This is a genomic window from Kitasatospora hibisci, from assembly GCF_043950205.1.
In the GTDB taxonomy this organism is placed as follows: domain Bacteria; phylum Actinomycetota; class Actinomycetes; order Streptomycetales; family Streptomycetaceae; genus Kitasatospora; species Kitasatospora hibisci.
Map to the genome: position 1 here is coordinate 1070001 of NZ_CP171642.1, position 13176 is coordinate 1083176.

General features: G+C 69.1%; 15 protein-coding genes and 1 pseudogene. 8 read left to right on the plus strand and 8 right to left on the minus strand.

Annotation, left to right across the window (positions count from 1 at the left end):
* Positions 1–45: 45 nt before the first annotated feature.
* A complete protein-coding gene (locus ACF9IK_RS04750; protein ID WP_395292973.1) occupies positions 46–741 on the minus strand; it encodes a terpene synthase family protein in 696 nt (231 codons plus the stop codon).
* A gap of 43 nt (positions 742–784) precedes the next feature.
* Between ACF9IK_RS04750 and ACF9IK_RS04755 the strand changes: the two genes are divergently transcribed.
* Positions 785–1039 (plus strand): hypothetical protein, encoded by a 255-nt coding sequence (locus ACF9IK_RS04755; RefSeq protein ID WP_395292974.1) that lies wholly within the window; start codon positions 785–787, stop codon positions 1037–1039.
* A gap of 68 nt (positions 1040–1107) precedes the next feature.
* On the opposite strand, the pseudogene ACF9IK_RS04760 reads toward ACF9IK_RS04755, so the two are convergent.
* Positions 1108–2247, minus strand: a pseudogene (locus ACF9IK_RS04760) (cytochrome P450); the annotation flags it as partial.
* A gap of 23 nt (positions 2248–2270) precedes the next feature.
* On the opposite strand from ACF9IK_RS04760, the gene ACF9IK_RS04765 reads away from it, so the two are divergent.
* Positions 2271–2450 carry a hypothetical protein gene (locus tag ACF9IK_RS04765; protein WP_395292975.1) on the plus strand — a complete coding sequence of 60 codons (180 nt, stop codon included), beginning with the start codon at positions 2271–2273 and terminating at the stop codon, positions 2448–2450.
* Here ACF9IK_RS04765 and ACF9IK_RS04770 read toward each other — a convergent pair.
* Entirely contained in the window at positions 2422–2748 is a 327-nt protein-coding gene (locus ACF9IK_RS04770; RefSeq protein WP_395292976.1) for a hypothetical protein, read from the minus strand. The two genes, ACF9IK_RS04765 and ACF9IK_RS04770, sit on opposite strands and share 29 nt — an antisense overlap.
* Entirely contained in the window at positions 2745–4001 is a 1257-nt protein-coding gene (locus ACF9IK_RS04775; protein ID WP_395292977.1) for an IS256 family transposase, read from the minus strand. Before ACF9IK_RS04775 ends, ACF9IK_RS04770 begins: the two co-directional genes overlap by 4 nt.
* A 121-nt stretch (positions 4002–4122) precedes the next feature.
* On the opposite strand from ACF9IK_RS04775, the gene ACF9IK_RS04780 reads away from it, so the two are divergent.
* Positions 4123–4416: an EF-hand domain-containing protein gene (locus ACF9IK_RS04780; protein WP_395292978.1), complete on the plus strand. Its 294-nt coding sequence runs from the start codon at positions 4123–4125 to the stop codon at positions 4414–4416.
* Positions 4417–4577: 161 nt separating this feature from the next.
* On the opposite strand, the gene ACF9IK_RS04785 is transcribed toward ACF9IK_RS04780, so the two are convergent.
* Positions 4578–4793: a hypothetical protein gene (locus ACF9IK_RS04785; protein ID WP_395292979.1), complete on the minus strand. Its 216-nt coding sequence runs from the start codon at positions 4791–4793 to the stop codon at positions 4578–4580.
* A gap of 254 nt (positions 4794–5047) precedes the next feature.
* Here ACF9IK_RS04785 and ACF9IK_RS04790 point away from each other — a divergent pair, with 254 nt between their 5' ends.
* The 3 genes from ACF9IK_RS04790 to ACF9IK_RS04800 all read left to right on the plus strand — a co-directional run bounded on the left by ACF9IK_RS04790 (position 5048) and on the right by ACF9IK_RS04800 (position 8611).
* Entirely contained in the window at positions 5048–5383 is a 336-nt protein-coding gene (locus ACF9IK_RS04790) for a hypothetical protein (protein ID WP_395292980.1), read from the plus strand.
* A 427-nt stretch (positions 5384–5810) separates the two neighbouring features.
* The gene (locus ACF9IK_RS04795; protein WP_395292981.1) at positions 5811–7706 is read left to right on the plus strand and encodes a hypothetical protein; all 1896 of its coding nucleotides are present in this window, start codon (positions 5811–5813) and stop codon (positions 7704–7706) included.
* A gap of 242 nt (positions 7707–7948) precedes the next feature.
* Entirely contained in the window at positions 7949–8611 is a 663-nt protein-coding gene (locus ACF9IK_RS04800) for an HAD family hydrolase (protein WP_395292982.1), read from the plus strand.
* Between the two features lie 56 nt (positions 8612–8667).
* Here ACF9IK_RS04800 and ACF9IK_RS04805 read toward each other — a convergent pair whose 3' ends face one another.
* A complete protein-coding gene (locus tag ACF9IK_RS04805; protein WP_395292983.1) occupies positions 8668–9135 on the minus strand; it encodes an NUDIX domain-containing protein in 468 nt (155 codons plus the stop codon).
* A complete protein-coding gene (locus tag ACF9IK_RS04810; RefSeq protein WP_395292984.1) occupies positions 9122–9883 on the minus strand; it encodes an XRE family transcriptional regulator in 762 nt (253 codons plus the stop codon). The genes ACF9IK_RS04805 and ACF9IK_RS04810 overlap by 14 nt, the downstream gene beginning before the upstream one ends.
* 307 nt (positions 9884–10190) lie before the next feature.
* On the opposite strand from ACF9IK_RS04810, the gene ACF9IK_RS04815 reads away from it, so the two are divergent.
* Positions 10191–10688, plus strand: coding sequence for a hypothetical protein (locus tag ACF9IK_RS04815; protein WP_395292985.1), 498 nt, complete (start codon positions 10191–10193; stop codon positions 10686–10688).
* 256 nt (positions 10689–10944) lie between these two features.
* Here ACF9IK_RS04815 and ACF9IK_RS04820 read toward each other — a convergent pair whose 3' ends face one another.
* Positions 10945–12180 (minus strand): agmatine deiminase family protein, encoded by a 1236-nt coding sequence (locus ACF9IK_RS04820; RefSeq protein WP_395292986.1) that lies wholly within the window; start codon positions 12178–12180, stop codon positions 10945–10947.
* 140 nt (positions 12181–12320) lie between these two features.
* On the opposite strand from ACF9IK_RS04820, the gene ACF9IK_RS04825 reads away from it, so the two are divergent.
* A complete protein-coding gene (locus tag ACF9IK_RS04825; protein ID WP_395292987.1) occupies positions 12321–12992 on the plus strand; it encodes a TetR/AcrR family transcriptional regulator in 672 nt (223 codons plus the stop codon).
* Positions 12993–13176 lie beyond the last annotated feature (184 nt).

The window sequence follows — 13176 nt, forward strand, 5'->3', positions numbered from 1 at the left end:
TGTTGGGGAGGCCCTGCCGGTCACCGTGCCAGGCGCTCACAGGGCTTATTCAGGCCGGAAGAGGGTTCGGTGCGGTGCGAGGATGACGGTGGCGGCGGTGTGGCCGTTCCAGGTGTGGTCTTGGCCGTTGTAGCGGGTGGTGATGTAGGACCATTCCAGGTTGCCGGCGATCATCCAGCGCAGTGCTTCGATGTACTGGCTGACCGCCGGGTCCCGGCCCGACGCTGTGGTCAGCAGGTGCTCGCCGAGGGCGCAGAACTCGTCCTCGGTTCGTTGGATGGTGTCGGTGATGCGGTCGACTGCGGCTTGCAGGTTGCCGCCGTTGGTGGTGAGGGCGAGGGTGATTTCGTTGATGGTGTCGCCGCTGTAGAGCTCTTTGCGGTAGGAGAAGATGTCGTTGACGCCGACCCAGTGTCGTGCCACCAGATGGTTGAGCCGCCTGAGCTCCGGCACGGCGGTGAAGTGGTCGGTGAGGTCGATGCCCAGTCCGTATTCCAGGAGTGGGAAGCAGCATTCGCCTACGCTCTTGATCCGCGATGCCTCGTAAGCGGCCATGTCTACGGCCGTGCCGGCCTCAAGCCAGTCCCGCTCGGTGCGGCAAGCGGCGAAGAACCCTTTCATCTCGTGGGCGAAACGGTTCCACAGGCCGGGCGGCATGCCGGCGCGGATGCGTTGTGCCAGTACTTGCAGCGCGCGGGTAGGAGGCTCTGGGGGCGGACTGGTCGTCGTCGAGGACGACATCGAGCTGGTGCAGACCTAGGCGTTCCAGGCGTGGGCGCGGGGCGTGGACGAAGAGATCGTCAATGCTGAACAGGACGTCGATCCAGTGGCAGATCGTCTTCGTCCGCTCGGTGTCGGTGGTGGGGTAGGCCAGCAGGTTCCACAAGGTGGTGCGCTGGTGGAGGAACTCCTCGAACGCCTGCGGGCTGTCGGCGTGGGCGTCCCGCAGGGCGTCGTCCAGCCATGTACGGCAGGAGTGCTCCAGGTCATCGATGCCGGGGCGGCGCAGTGCGGGCTGGAAGCGTGGGAGGGACGGTAGCCGAAAGCTGGGGTAGGAACTCGGTTCGACTGCATCGCCGGGCTGAAGGCCAGGGGTGGGGAGGCTGGTCACCCCGGAGCGCCTTCCGGGGCGCGCAGGTGCAGGGTGAGGGGTTGTTCGGCGGGGACGAGCAGGAAGCGCGGCAGCGGGCGGAGGGGGGCCGGCCGGGTGGGGCGCAGGTGCCAGGTGCGGGTGATGGTGGCCAGCGCGAGGGTGGTCTCGGTCATGCCGTAGAACTCACCCATGCACCGGCGGCGTCCGGCACCGAAGGCGAGGAACGACTGGCGCTGGCCGGTGGTGAGGTGTTCGGGCAGCCAGCGGTCCGGGTCGAGACGGTCGGCGTCGGGGAAGACGTCGGGGTTGCGTTGCAGGGCGTAGGGGCTGATCAGGACGTCGGCGCCCTTGGGCAGCAGGAATCCGCAGATCTCGGTCGGTTCGACGACGATGCGGCTGAGCAGCCAGGTGGGTGGGTACAGCCGCAGGACCTCGGTCAGCAGCCGCTTGGTGTAGGGCAGGGACGGCAGATCCTCGAAGGTGATCGGACGCTCTCCCCGGGCGCCGTCGACTTCCTCCCACAGCCGGTGCTGGATTTCCGGGTGGCGACCCAGGAGTTGGAAGGTCCAGGCGAGAAGCGAGGCAGATGTCTCCACGCCTGCGGCCAGCACCGACATCACCTGGTCACGCACCTCGGTATCACCAGGTCGGCGTCCGCTGTCCTCGTCCCCGGCCATGATCTGCGACAGCAGGTCTTGCCGGCCCTGCTCTTGCTGCCGGTACTGGGCGATGACCTCGCCGATGGCCGCGTCCAGGCGGGCGCGCGCCGCATCGAAGCGCCGGTTCGCCGGGGTCGGAACGCGGTGAACCCAGTCCGCCGGGATCAGCATCCGGCGGAGCAGACCGCGCAGGAGCTCCGGCAGCGCCTGCGCCATCACCTGTGCCGCCTGCCGGCCGGCCGGCGCGGATACCAGTGTTCGCGCGACCACCAGCGCCGCCACCCGGTACATCGCGGACCCGGCATCGAGTACCTGGCCCGCCTGCCAAGAGGATGTCGCTTCCACCACGCACTCGCGCATCACGTCGGTGTAGCCGGCGACCCGGCTGCGGTGGAACGCGGGCTTCATCACCGGCTGCTGAGCCCGGTGGTCCTCGGCACTGCAGGTGATCACACCGTTCCCGACCAACTGACGGGCCGCCTCCATCCCGGACGGCTCGGCCGGGCGACGATGCCAATGTGAAGGCCATCCACGAGGCGTTCGGTCAGTGGTGGGATCTGCTGGTCGAGCACCCGGACACCGACGGCGACGAGCTGGTCTCCCGCGAGGCGTTCAGGGCGGTCATGCAGGAACAGCGGAGCAATTGTCAAAACCTGTGGGCGGGCGGAGTCACGAGGAAGGGTTTGCGCCCTGGATGATCTTCCAGCCGTGAGCATTGTTCCCTGAAAGAAGGAGAGGCGTTCCTGCTCCGCGGAGGGTCACGAGGGCGGTGTGGGAGGGATCGAGTTCGTCGACCGGACGCTCGTAGAAGAGGATCTCCGTCAGCTCCAGGTCGATCGGGACCGCGGTGTCGCGGATGCGGTGGAAGCGCGCCCCGAGGCGGACCGGTCCGCGGATGCACCGCACGACAACGGTTGCCTTGTCTTCCTCGGTGCCCCGGATGCCGTCGATCTGGAGTTCCGCGTCGATCCGCGGGTGCTTGGGAGTCATCGTCACGCTGCCATGATCTCAGGGCATTCGACGAGCCGGCCGCGTTCGAAGCGTGCTCCCGCGCGGACGAGCGGGACGAGGTGGGCGCCGTTGACCGAGCGCCAGCGGCTTTGGGCGCACTCGACGAGCTTGAACACCATGGCCAGACCGGCAGCGCGGGAGCCTGCACCCTTGGTGACCTTGGTCCGCAGTCGGACGGTGGCGAAGGTCGACTCGATGGGGTTGGTCGTGCGCAGGTGGATCCAGTGCTCGGCCGGGAATTCGTAGAAGGCCAGCAGCTCGGCCTGGTCGTCGGTGATCTTCTTGACGGCCTTGGGGAATTTCGCCCCGTAGAGCTTCGCGAACGCCTTGATGGCCTGCTCGGCGTGCTCGCGGTCCTCGGCGTTGTAGATGTCCTGCAGGGCCTTCTTCGCCGCCGGCTGCGCGGATTTGGGCATGGCGTCGAGGACGTTGGCGGTTTTGTGAACCCAGCCCCTCTGCTCGCGGGTGGCCGGGAAGACCTCGCGCAGGGCCTTCCAGAAGCCGAGCGCGCCGTCGCCGACCGCGAGCACGGGGGCGCGCATGCCGCGGCGGGCGCAGTCGCGCAGCAGGTCGGCCCAGGCCTCGGACGATTCGCGGTAGCCGTCGGTCATGGCCACCAGCTCCTTGGCGCCGTCCGCGCGGACGCCGATCATGACCAGGACGGCGGCCTTCGTCTCGTCCAGGCGGATGCGCAGGTGGATGCCGTCCACCCACATGTACACGTAGTCGGTGCCGGACAGGTCGCGCTCCTGGAACGCAGTGTGGTCGGCCTGCCACTGCGAGGTGAGCCGGGTGACGGTGGCCGGGGACAGGCCGGCGGCAGAGCCGAGGAACTGCTCGAGCGCGGGCACGAAATCGCCGGTGGACAGGCCGTGCAGGTAGAGCAGTGGCAGCACCTCCGCGATCTTCGGTGACCTGCGGCACCAGGGCGCAAGGATCGCCGAGGAGAACCGCTTGCGTTCCCCGGTGGCCGCATCGACCCGCTTGTCGTTGACCCGCGGGGCCTTCACCTCGACCGATCCGGCGGCGGTGGTGACCTTCCTGGCCTGGTGGTAGCCGTTGCGCACCACCAGACGGCGACCGTCCGGATCCCGCTGGTCGGATAATTCGGCGATGTAGGAGTTGACCTCGGCCTCCAGCGCGGCGGCCAGCATCCGGCGTGCGCCCTCTCGAACTATCTCGTCCAGCAGCGATGCACCGCCAGGGGTGGTGCCGTCGGTGTTGACTACGGTGAGCACGGACGTGCCTTCCCGGCCGACGTTGACCTGTCGGCCTTGCTCGGTGACCTATCGATCGATCACCAGGGAAGGTACGTCCTCCCCGGGCGATCCACAGGTTCCGAGCATTGCTCAGGACAGCGTGACCGCCCCCGCACACTTCGAGAGCGCGGTGATGCGGATCGCCGACGCGGTGATGAACGCCTTCGACACCAACGGGGACGGCGTGCTGTCCCTGGAGGAGTACATGCGCCTCTACGACACCCTGGGCGTTCCCCGCGAAGTGTCGGCACCAGCGTTCGCCCGGATCGACCTGAACGGGGACGGCGTCGTCAGCCGCGCCGAGTACCGGCAGGCGATCGTGGAGTTCTACCTCAGCACCGACCCCGCCGCACCGGGCAACTACCTGCTGGGCCCGGCAGGTCTCCCCTCCTGACCCGTCCGCCCATCGACGCGGGACATGACGGCTTGTGGTGCGCCCGGACAGCCCCAGGGGTAGGGACGCCAGGCCGCCACCAAGGGCGGACAGGTGCGGTCGTCCGTCTGGCGGGCACACCTGCCCCGGGCGTCCCAATCGTTCGCAGGCCGGCCTTTGATCTACACGGGAGGCATGGCGTCGACAAGAGCCGGGGCGCTGTGGATGGTGCCACCGAGCTGCATGGATGTGGTGGCCCACCCGCCGTCATCGACCCTCTCCTCGACACCGGTGGCGGCGAGGCAGAGCTTGCCTTGATGGGCTGCCAGGGCTGGCGCCTTCGCGGTCTTGAAGTCGGTGACGGTTGGGAAGGCGCCCCAGCCGACGCCTTGGAGCATGGCCACGTACACCTGAGCGTTCTCACCCCTGCCGCCGGCCGCACAGTAGAGAATGCCGTCGCAGCTGGCCAGGGCCGGCCCCACGGAGCTGCCGCCGGGGAGCTCGGCGGCCCGTCGCCCTGCACTGCGCAGACAAACGGGATCGAAGAGGGCGGCCGGCCCCCCCTTCCGCGTTCGGCTGACACGGTAGGCAACCGGACCCTACGCTGAGGTTGATCATCTTTGCCCACGCCGACTGAACCGAGGACCTCCTCATGGCAAGCGTGCTCCCCAACGGTGCGACCCTCAGCGATGCCGCCGAAAGCGCCCTCAACACGGCGCGGAACCGGACCGAGTACGAAGACGCCCTGCGCCTGGCGCCGGCCTGCCTCTACGCAGACCCCTTCGGCAGCGGCATGACCTACTACGAGAAGACAGCCGACGGGCACCTCTTCCTCATGCACACGGCCGCCTGCAATCTCCAGCCGGAACGCTGCCCGGAGGGCTACCTCTACTTCAACATGACCGAGCAGAAGAACCTCTACCCCGACGAGACCCCCTGCCTGGGCGACCACAGCGACCCCAACCCGCAGACCGGCCAGATCTACTAGATTCGCCAGCCCGCTGCAGCGCGGTGCGGTGAAGTTCGAGTGGCGCCGTGAGACGGAGCGAGTGGCCCTCGCCGCGGCGGATGATGCGCTTGGAGACGGCGGCGCGGGGCGATTGGATCGGCGCATGGGGGCGTAATCGACCGGTTCAGCCCCCCGGCCGTGATGAACGGGCCCGGGCGGGACCGCGACCGCCGGCGGTGTCGGCCCACGGCCTCACGCTTCGGCGCATCGTGGAGTAGGCGTCGCAGTCGAGATCAAGCCATTCGCGATACATTCCGTGCGCGTGCGACTACGGACCTTCTAGGTTGTTTCGGGCATACCCACGCTCGGGCTCGTCGATCCTAAGGAGCGTCCCATGGTCCAACTCGATTCCACGCCCGAGGAACGACTTGCTCGACTGCGCACGCGGCTGGGGGACAATCCCACGGTGTCACGTGCGGCTGGCCGGATGCAGATGAACCGGCCCTGCAACGTCCTGGCCGGTGTGATGATGCACGCCGCTGCCCGCCGGGATCAGGGCTTGGCCCTGTCCGACCTGGAGCAGGGGCTGGTGGACGTGCTGGGTGTGTTCGTCTCCGACGAGGAGATCTCCGCCGCCGGGCGTATCTGGCGCAAGGCATCCCCGAGTACCTCCGCACAACTGTTCCCTGCGGTCGTCACTGCCCTGCCCGTCGAGATCGCGTACACGTTCGACGACCTCGCCGCCGACCTGCCGGGCCTGGCCGCGGAGATCCTTGCGCAGCCGAATGTGAACATCGTCGATGTCTCCACCCTGGAGTCCGACGGGAGCGTCGACACGGCCGAGGACGTGGACGCGATGACCGAGTACGGTGGCAGCGCCGTCACGGTCCTGACCGGCCCCGCCCTGGACGAGAGCGCCCGCGCGGCCCTGACCGGGGTGAACATCGTCCCGAAGTCGTTCTCTTGTGTCCGTAGCACGCCGGGCGAGGCGGGGAACGACGAGATTTACTGGGTCTGCGGCGCCGGCAGCGACACCGAACAGCAGACGGAGTATAGGTCGGCCGTGTTCGAGGGCCTGAGGACCGGCCACGTCAGGGACTTCCCCGCCGGACAGCCTCTTTTCCTCGGTTCCCTCCACGAATCGCTCATCCTGAACATCGAGTGCTGGGAGGAGGACAACGGCGCGATCTTCGAGGAACTGCGCAAGCAGCTGTGGAAGATCTCTCAGCAGGCCGCCGCCTCCGCCAAGAGCATCATCGACCACGGCGAGTCCTCCGATGCGGCCCTGGCCGCCGTCGTCGCGGTGGTCGCCGCGCTGCTGACTTGGATCCTGGGGTGGTTCACCAACGACGACGACCTCGTCGGCGAGCGAAGCATCGCCATCACCGCCAAGGCCCTGGGGTACGCCGCCTCCCGCCTCACCGACGGCCCGTCGATGCCGAACACGCCCGGCTTCACGTGGGACTTCTCCAGTTCGGAGGGCCACTACCGGCTGGTCACGGCCGCCGATGCCGCGCCGGACCAGAACATGTACCTGCGCACTTGGTCGGCCGATCGGGGCTGGAGTGGGGAGTCGTTCGTTCCCGGGGTGCGCGTGGGCACCGGCGCCCCGGCGGTGGGTGTCCTCAACGGCACCTTGCACTACCTCCACCGCGAGTGGAACGCCGAGGAGTTCACCAACGCCGTGCAGTGGCGCACGTACGACGGGACGACCTGGAGCGACTACACCAAGACGCCCTTCGCCTCCGAGACCCCCCTGTCGAACCTGGCCACCATGGGCGACCACCTTTACCTCTGCTACATCCCCTGGCCGCACGGCGGAGACAAGCTGAAGCTGGATCGCACCGACGGCACCCGCTGGAACGGGCTGGCCTCGCCCATGGGCGGGTCGCGGGAGCACGCCCCCGGCTTGGCCGTCATGGACAACACGCTCTACTGCGCCTACCAGCGCGGGGACGGCATCTACTGCCACCCCTACCGCTCCGACGGTACCTGGGGGGATTGGATTCCCGCCATCCCCTACAGCAAGGACGCCAAAGGCCACGTCCTGGCGGCGTATCTCGGCAAGCTCCACTGCGTGTTCCGCGACAGTGCCGACGGCTTGATCTGGGCGTCGTACGACGGCTCCGTGTGGACGACACATGGAGCCATTGCCGGAGCTCGCAGCCCCGCCACCCCCGCTCTAGCCGTGCGCGTCAACATGATGTACTGCGTCCACCGCGGCATGGACGGCGTCAACTGGTGGAGCAAGTTCAACGGCGCCCGATGGAACACCTGGGAAAAGCTGCCCGGTAACGATCCCATCGACAGCCCGGTCATGACAGTGTTCCGGGACCAACTGCACTTGTTCTATCGCCGCTGAGGCCCTGTCGACCTACAAGAGTTCCCCACCGGCCCCGGCTGGCTCCACATCCAGTGGGGCGAGCGCCTGGCAATGTGACCGGCGGGGGCCTCCCCATCACGAAGCGTTACTTAATCAACACGCTCGGCGGAACCGGGGCGCCCATGCCGCCCCGTCCTCGTGCTCGTGATCGTGATCGTGATCGTGCGGCAGTCAACCGCCAAGCCGGTGAACCTTCCCGGTCACGGCACTAGGCTGCGGACATGACGATCAAGGCTGTGGTGTTCGACGTTGGGGAGTGCCTGGTCGACGAGACTCGGGAGTACGGCACCTGGGCGGACTGGTTGAACGTGCCACGTCACACCTTCGTCGCTCAGCTCGGCGCGGTGATCGCGCAAGGCCGGGACTATCGGGAGACGTTCCAGGTCTTCCGCCCCGGCTTCGACCTCTATGAGGAGCGTGAGAAGCGCGCGGCCGTTGGTCGACCAGAGACCTTCGGTGAGGAAGACCTCTATCCGGATGTCCGGCCCTCATTCGCTCAGCTCCGCGCGGCCGGCCTGTGGCTGGCGATCGCCGGGAACCAGACCGTCCGGGCCGGCGGGATCCTGCGCGAGCTGTTCAGCGCTGATGTCGACCTCATCGGCACGTCGGACGACTGGGGAGCGAGCAAGCCGGACCCGCTGTTCTTCGAGCGGGTCGCCGAGGTGACGCCGGCCAGCCCAGGGGAAGTCCTCTATGTTGGCGACCGGCTCGACAACGACGTGCTCCCCGCAGCCCGCCAAGGGATGCAGACGGCCCTCATCCGGCGCGGGCCGTGGGGCTGGATCCAACAGCACGACCCGACTACCGAGCAGGCCACGTTCCGGATCGACTCGCTCGCAGAGCTGCCGGTGCTGATCGCCAACTTCAACGCTGCAGCGCGCTGAGGGTCGTCAACCAGGGGTACGAGCGATTGTCCAGATGCCTGCCACCCAGATCAGGTTCAGCGCACTACCGGGATCATCCCGGATCGCCAGTCCGTGATCCGCTTGCGGATGCTGGCGACCATCGGGAGGTCGTCCGTCTCCGCGGGCTTGAACCATGCCACCTCGTGTGACTCGTCGGACACTCGCAGCTCGCCTCCAACCGGGCGCCCGAGCAGGCAGATGCTGAACTCCTGCCGGACCTCACCGTCGTCGTAGGCGAAGACGTGCCCCGGGTTGGTATAGGTACCGACGACCCCGGTGATCTCAACCCGGATTCCGGTCTCCTCGCACGTCTCGCGGATGCCGCAGTCGCCGAGGGACTCGCCCAACTCCATGACGCCACCGGGCAGCGCCCACATGCCGTTGTCGGTGCGGCGCTGGAGGAGCACCCGGCCGGCGTCGTCGACCACGACGACGCTCGCGGCGGGCACCAGACTGTTGGGCCTCGGGGCATTCGGGTCGTCCTCGTAGTCACGCCTGGGCACGGTCCACCTCCGGGGTCGTCCATACATCGCGGCCACGCGCCCACAGGTCCTCGACGTGACCGGCGAACCGGTCGAACACGCCGTCATCCTGGCACCTTCGCAGGTGCATCATCGGGGCATCGTGGCCGAGCCCACCGGGCAGCAACGGGGTGACGATCATGTCGTTGTCAAAGCGGAAGACCGACAGGCTCACGTGCCCGGTCTCGTACCGCGCTTCGATCGGTGTATCGCGGAGTTTGGCCAGCTCGGACATGGTCACCTCGATCCGGGTGGACAGGGTGAGCGGCACGTTCTCTTCCCGTTCGCGCTGCCGGGTGACGGGGCTTGCGGGGTCGCCGAGGATGAATCGGACCCGGACGCCCGACTCGGTCTTCGCTCTGAGCAGGGCGCCGAAGTTCGCTTGCTCCAGCCACAGGAAGTAGTTCGTGTATCCAGCAAAGATCAGTTCACAGGTGGCGCCCCTTATCAGCTGCCGCCAAAGCGTCGCCGGCGCTGCCGATCGGTAGGGATACATCCGTACGAGCTCCCTGTCGGGCCCGCTCTTCACCCGCTGCTGGACGGACGGCCACAACGCGGTCTCCTCCTCTCCGAGGATCCGGCTTGCCGCTTCACGGTGCCGGGGGTGGGGTTCGCGCGAGGGGTTGGCGATCCATCGTCCGACCGTCTTGGGGTCGACTCCGCATGCCCTGGCGAGCTGGGACTCGGTCAGGTTGGCGCGGATCATCGCGTCGCGGAGCGGACTGTTCACGGGGCCTGCCTCTCACAGCCAGGACGAATCAAGTTGTACCGCGGAAACGTCCCAAGTGTCCCGCAAAGGCGGTATGACGTCCCGTCACATGCGCCGACGATTCTTCCGTGAATCGCCCCCCGACCCCGACGCCCTTCACCAGGGCTCAGCGGGAGTGCCGCGCGTGCATCACCTGCGGCCGCTCCGATGTGAAGCTGGCCGCGACCGGCCACTGCTGCACGCAGACCAGTGAGGACCGGGCTCCGCTCGGCTGGGCTGTCGTTGCATGCGCCGCCTGCCAAGCGGCCGAGAATCCCGAGGAGAGGACATGACGACCGAAGACGGGGCCCTGACGGTGGCGGTGGACGGCGTGTTGGATCCGACCGTCGAGCCGATCGAGACCGCCATCACCACCCTTTGGCGGTGCCTTCGCGGCCTGGCCATCGGTGACTTCCAACGGCGCGCAATGCACCGGCTCCTCGGCGCCGGCGACACGCGGCCGATCGAGAAGCTGCTCGACGGCGAAGGGCGGATCGACTGGCCCCTCCGACTCGCGAGCGGCGGCACGGTGACCGTGCGGGTGTGGCGGGGCGACGGGCTCACCACCCAGCAGCGGGTTGCTGCCCGCTACGTACCCGTGCAGCTGCCGGCCGCGCGTCACGGCGAGGGGCTGTGGGCGGTACGGGACAGGGCCACGGACGAACTCGTCCGTGACGACGAGGGACAGGCGCGTCGATTCGCTCTGGAGCACAGCGCACGAGCCTGGGTCAGCGGCCAGGTCGCGCTCGCCGGATACCGCGGCTACCGTCAGGGCGGCACCGGGTGAGCGGCGTCGGTGGGCAGCCCGGCGGGGCGGTTCGGACCACCGGCACGTGTACCGAATGCGGTGAGTTTCCCGTCGTCGGGTGGCTGCTCCGGACTGTCGACGAGCGGACCGAGCTGGTCACCGGCCACGCGTGCAAGCGCAAGCGGCCTGCGCCGAAGCGGCCCGCGGAACGCCCCCACTGACTCTCCTCGGCCGGGCGTGCCGGCGCACGACCGGCCGAGGAGTTGCTGGTCGAGGCTGTGAGCAGCCGGAGCTGTCAGGGCTTCGGCTTCGGCTGCTGCTGGGTGACGCAGTGGATGCCGCCTCCGCCGAGGCCGATGTAGTCGACGTTCAGCTGCTCGACGACCCGGCCGGGGAAGAGGGACTGGAGCTTCGCCTTCGCGGCGGCGTCGGCGCGCGAGTCGCCGAACTGGGACGCGATGACGGCGCCGTTGCAGACGTAGTAGTTGGCGTAGGAGCCGACGAAGTACGGGTCGCTCTGCCGGATGGCGTAGTAGTCGGGGCCGCCGAGTTTGGTGGCCTGGATGCGCACGCCGCGGGCGTCGGTCGCCGCGGAGAGCACGTTGTACTGGTTGAGCTCGTCCTTCGTCCAGACGTCCGACGGGTCGTCGGTGGCGTTCGGCTGCTGGACGAGGCCGCGGCCCGGGGCGAGGAAGCGCGAGGTCGCGTCGACGTGGTCGCCGGTGATGTCCTGCCCGGCGACCCCGGTGAACCAGATGACCTTCGAGGCGCCGTACGTGGCCGTCATCGCGGCCTCGGCCCGGGCCTGCGTCATGCCCGGGTTGCGGTTGGAGACGAGGATGCTGCTCCGGGTGGCCATCAACGTGCCTGCGCCGTCGGTCTCGATCGCGCCGCCCTCCGCGACCAGACCGGCCGCCGTGAAGGGGACGCCGACGAGGGCGGCCACGCGGGCGGCGACCTTGCCGTCGTTGGTGTAAGTCTGTTTGCCGCCCCAGCCGTTGAAGTTGAGGCCGATCGCGTCCAGGCCGCCGAGCCCGTCGGTGCGGAAGACCGGTCCGGAGTCGCGCATCCAGCAGTCGTTGACCGGGATCGTGGTGATCACGGTGATGTTGGCCGACGGGCAGGCCCGGCGGGCGCCCGCGGCGGCGGCGGGGTTGGCGCACAGGTAGACGGGCTCGTACTTGGCGATGGTGTTGGCGACCAACGCGATGTTCGCCTGGATCTGCGCGAGCGACGGGGTGGTGCCACCGCGGCGGCCGCCGCGACGGCCGGTCCAGATGGCGGGGTCGTCCGGCCATGCCATCCAGGTCCGGGTGTGGGCCACCGTGTCGACCGGCACCGCGAAGGTGCCGGCCGCGGAGGCGGCGGGGGCGGAGGCGGCGGGGGCGGCTGCCCGCACTGCGGCGCGGGCTCCGTTCGCTCCGAGGGCGGTGCCCGCCACCGCGAGTCCGGTGGCGGCGAGGAGCCCCCGCCTCCCGATTGCACCCGGGACTCTTCCGGACGAGACGTGCGGTGCGTCGTGACCGTTCATCTCTCGGCCTCCTGTCCTGCCTGTCCATCGGTGGTCGGTCCACGCGATGGCCAAGACGCTAAAACTAACCAAGCGCTCGGTCAATACTTTGCGCAGCGGTCGGCGGGCGGGGGCCCGGGAGCAGGCCCTAGAGTGGCCCGATGGCTCAACGTGCTGCGCAATCCGGCGAGGCGAAGTCCGGCAGGGCGAACACCGGCGAGGCGAGGTCCGGCGAGGCCCCCGCCCTCAGGCGTCCGCGCCCCTCCGCCAAGGGCGAGCAGACGCGCGCACGGCTGCTCGCCGCCGCACGGGAGTTGCTCGCCGGGGACGGCTCGACGCCCTTCACCACCCGCAACGTGGCGGCCCTGGGCGGGGTGACCCACGGCATGTGCCACTACCACTTCGCGAACCGCACCGACCTGATCGTGGCGCTGGTGGAGAGCATCCGGCCGGAGTGGATCACGCCCCTGGAGGAGGCGGTGGCCGGGCCGGGCACGTTCGCCGAACGGGCCGAGCGGGTCGTCGGGCTGCTGGCCGAACCGGAGGGCGGCGACCTGGCCCGGGTCCACGCCGCCCTGCACTGGTTCGCGGCGGGCGACGAGCGCGTACGGGAGTGCCTGGAGGCGGAGTACCGGCGGTGGCGGGAGTGCTTCGTCGCACTGTTCCGGGTGCTCGCGGAGGAGCACGACGGCGCGTTCGACCCCCGCCCGCTGGGCGAGGCCGCCGCCGCCGGGACCGACGGGCTCGCCGCCTTCCAGTCCCTCGGCGCGGCCGTCGACCCCGCTCCGGTGATGCGGGCGCTCGTGTTCGGACTCGCGGCCGGCGCCGCGTAGCCGCCCCCGTCGGCAGACGGGACCCGGGGCGCGGCGCCCATGGCAGGGTCCCCTCACGGCTCGCATTCACCCGGAAGCAGGTGATATCCGACAGTAGGGGCGGCCGGGCGGCGAGCCGGTGAACCCGCCTGCCGCCGGTCGGGGGAACGGGTCCGGACCGCCGCCGTGGGGGCGTCGACGGCCC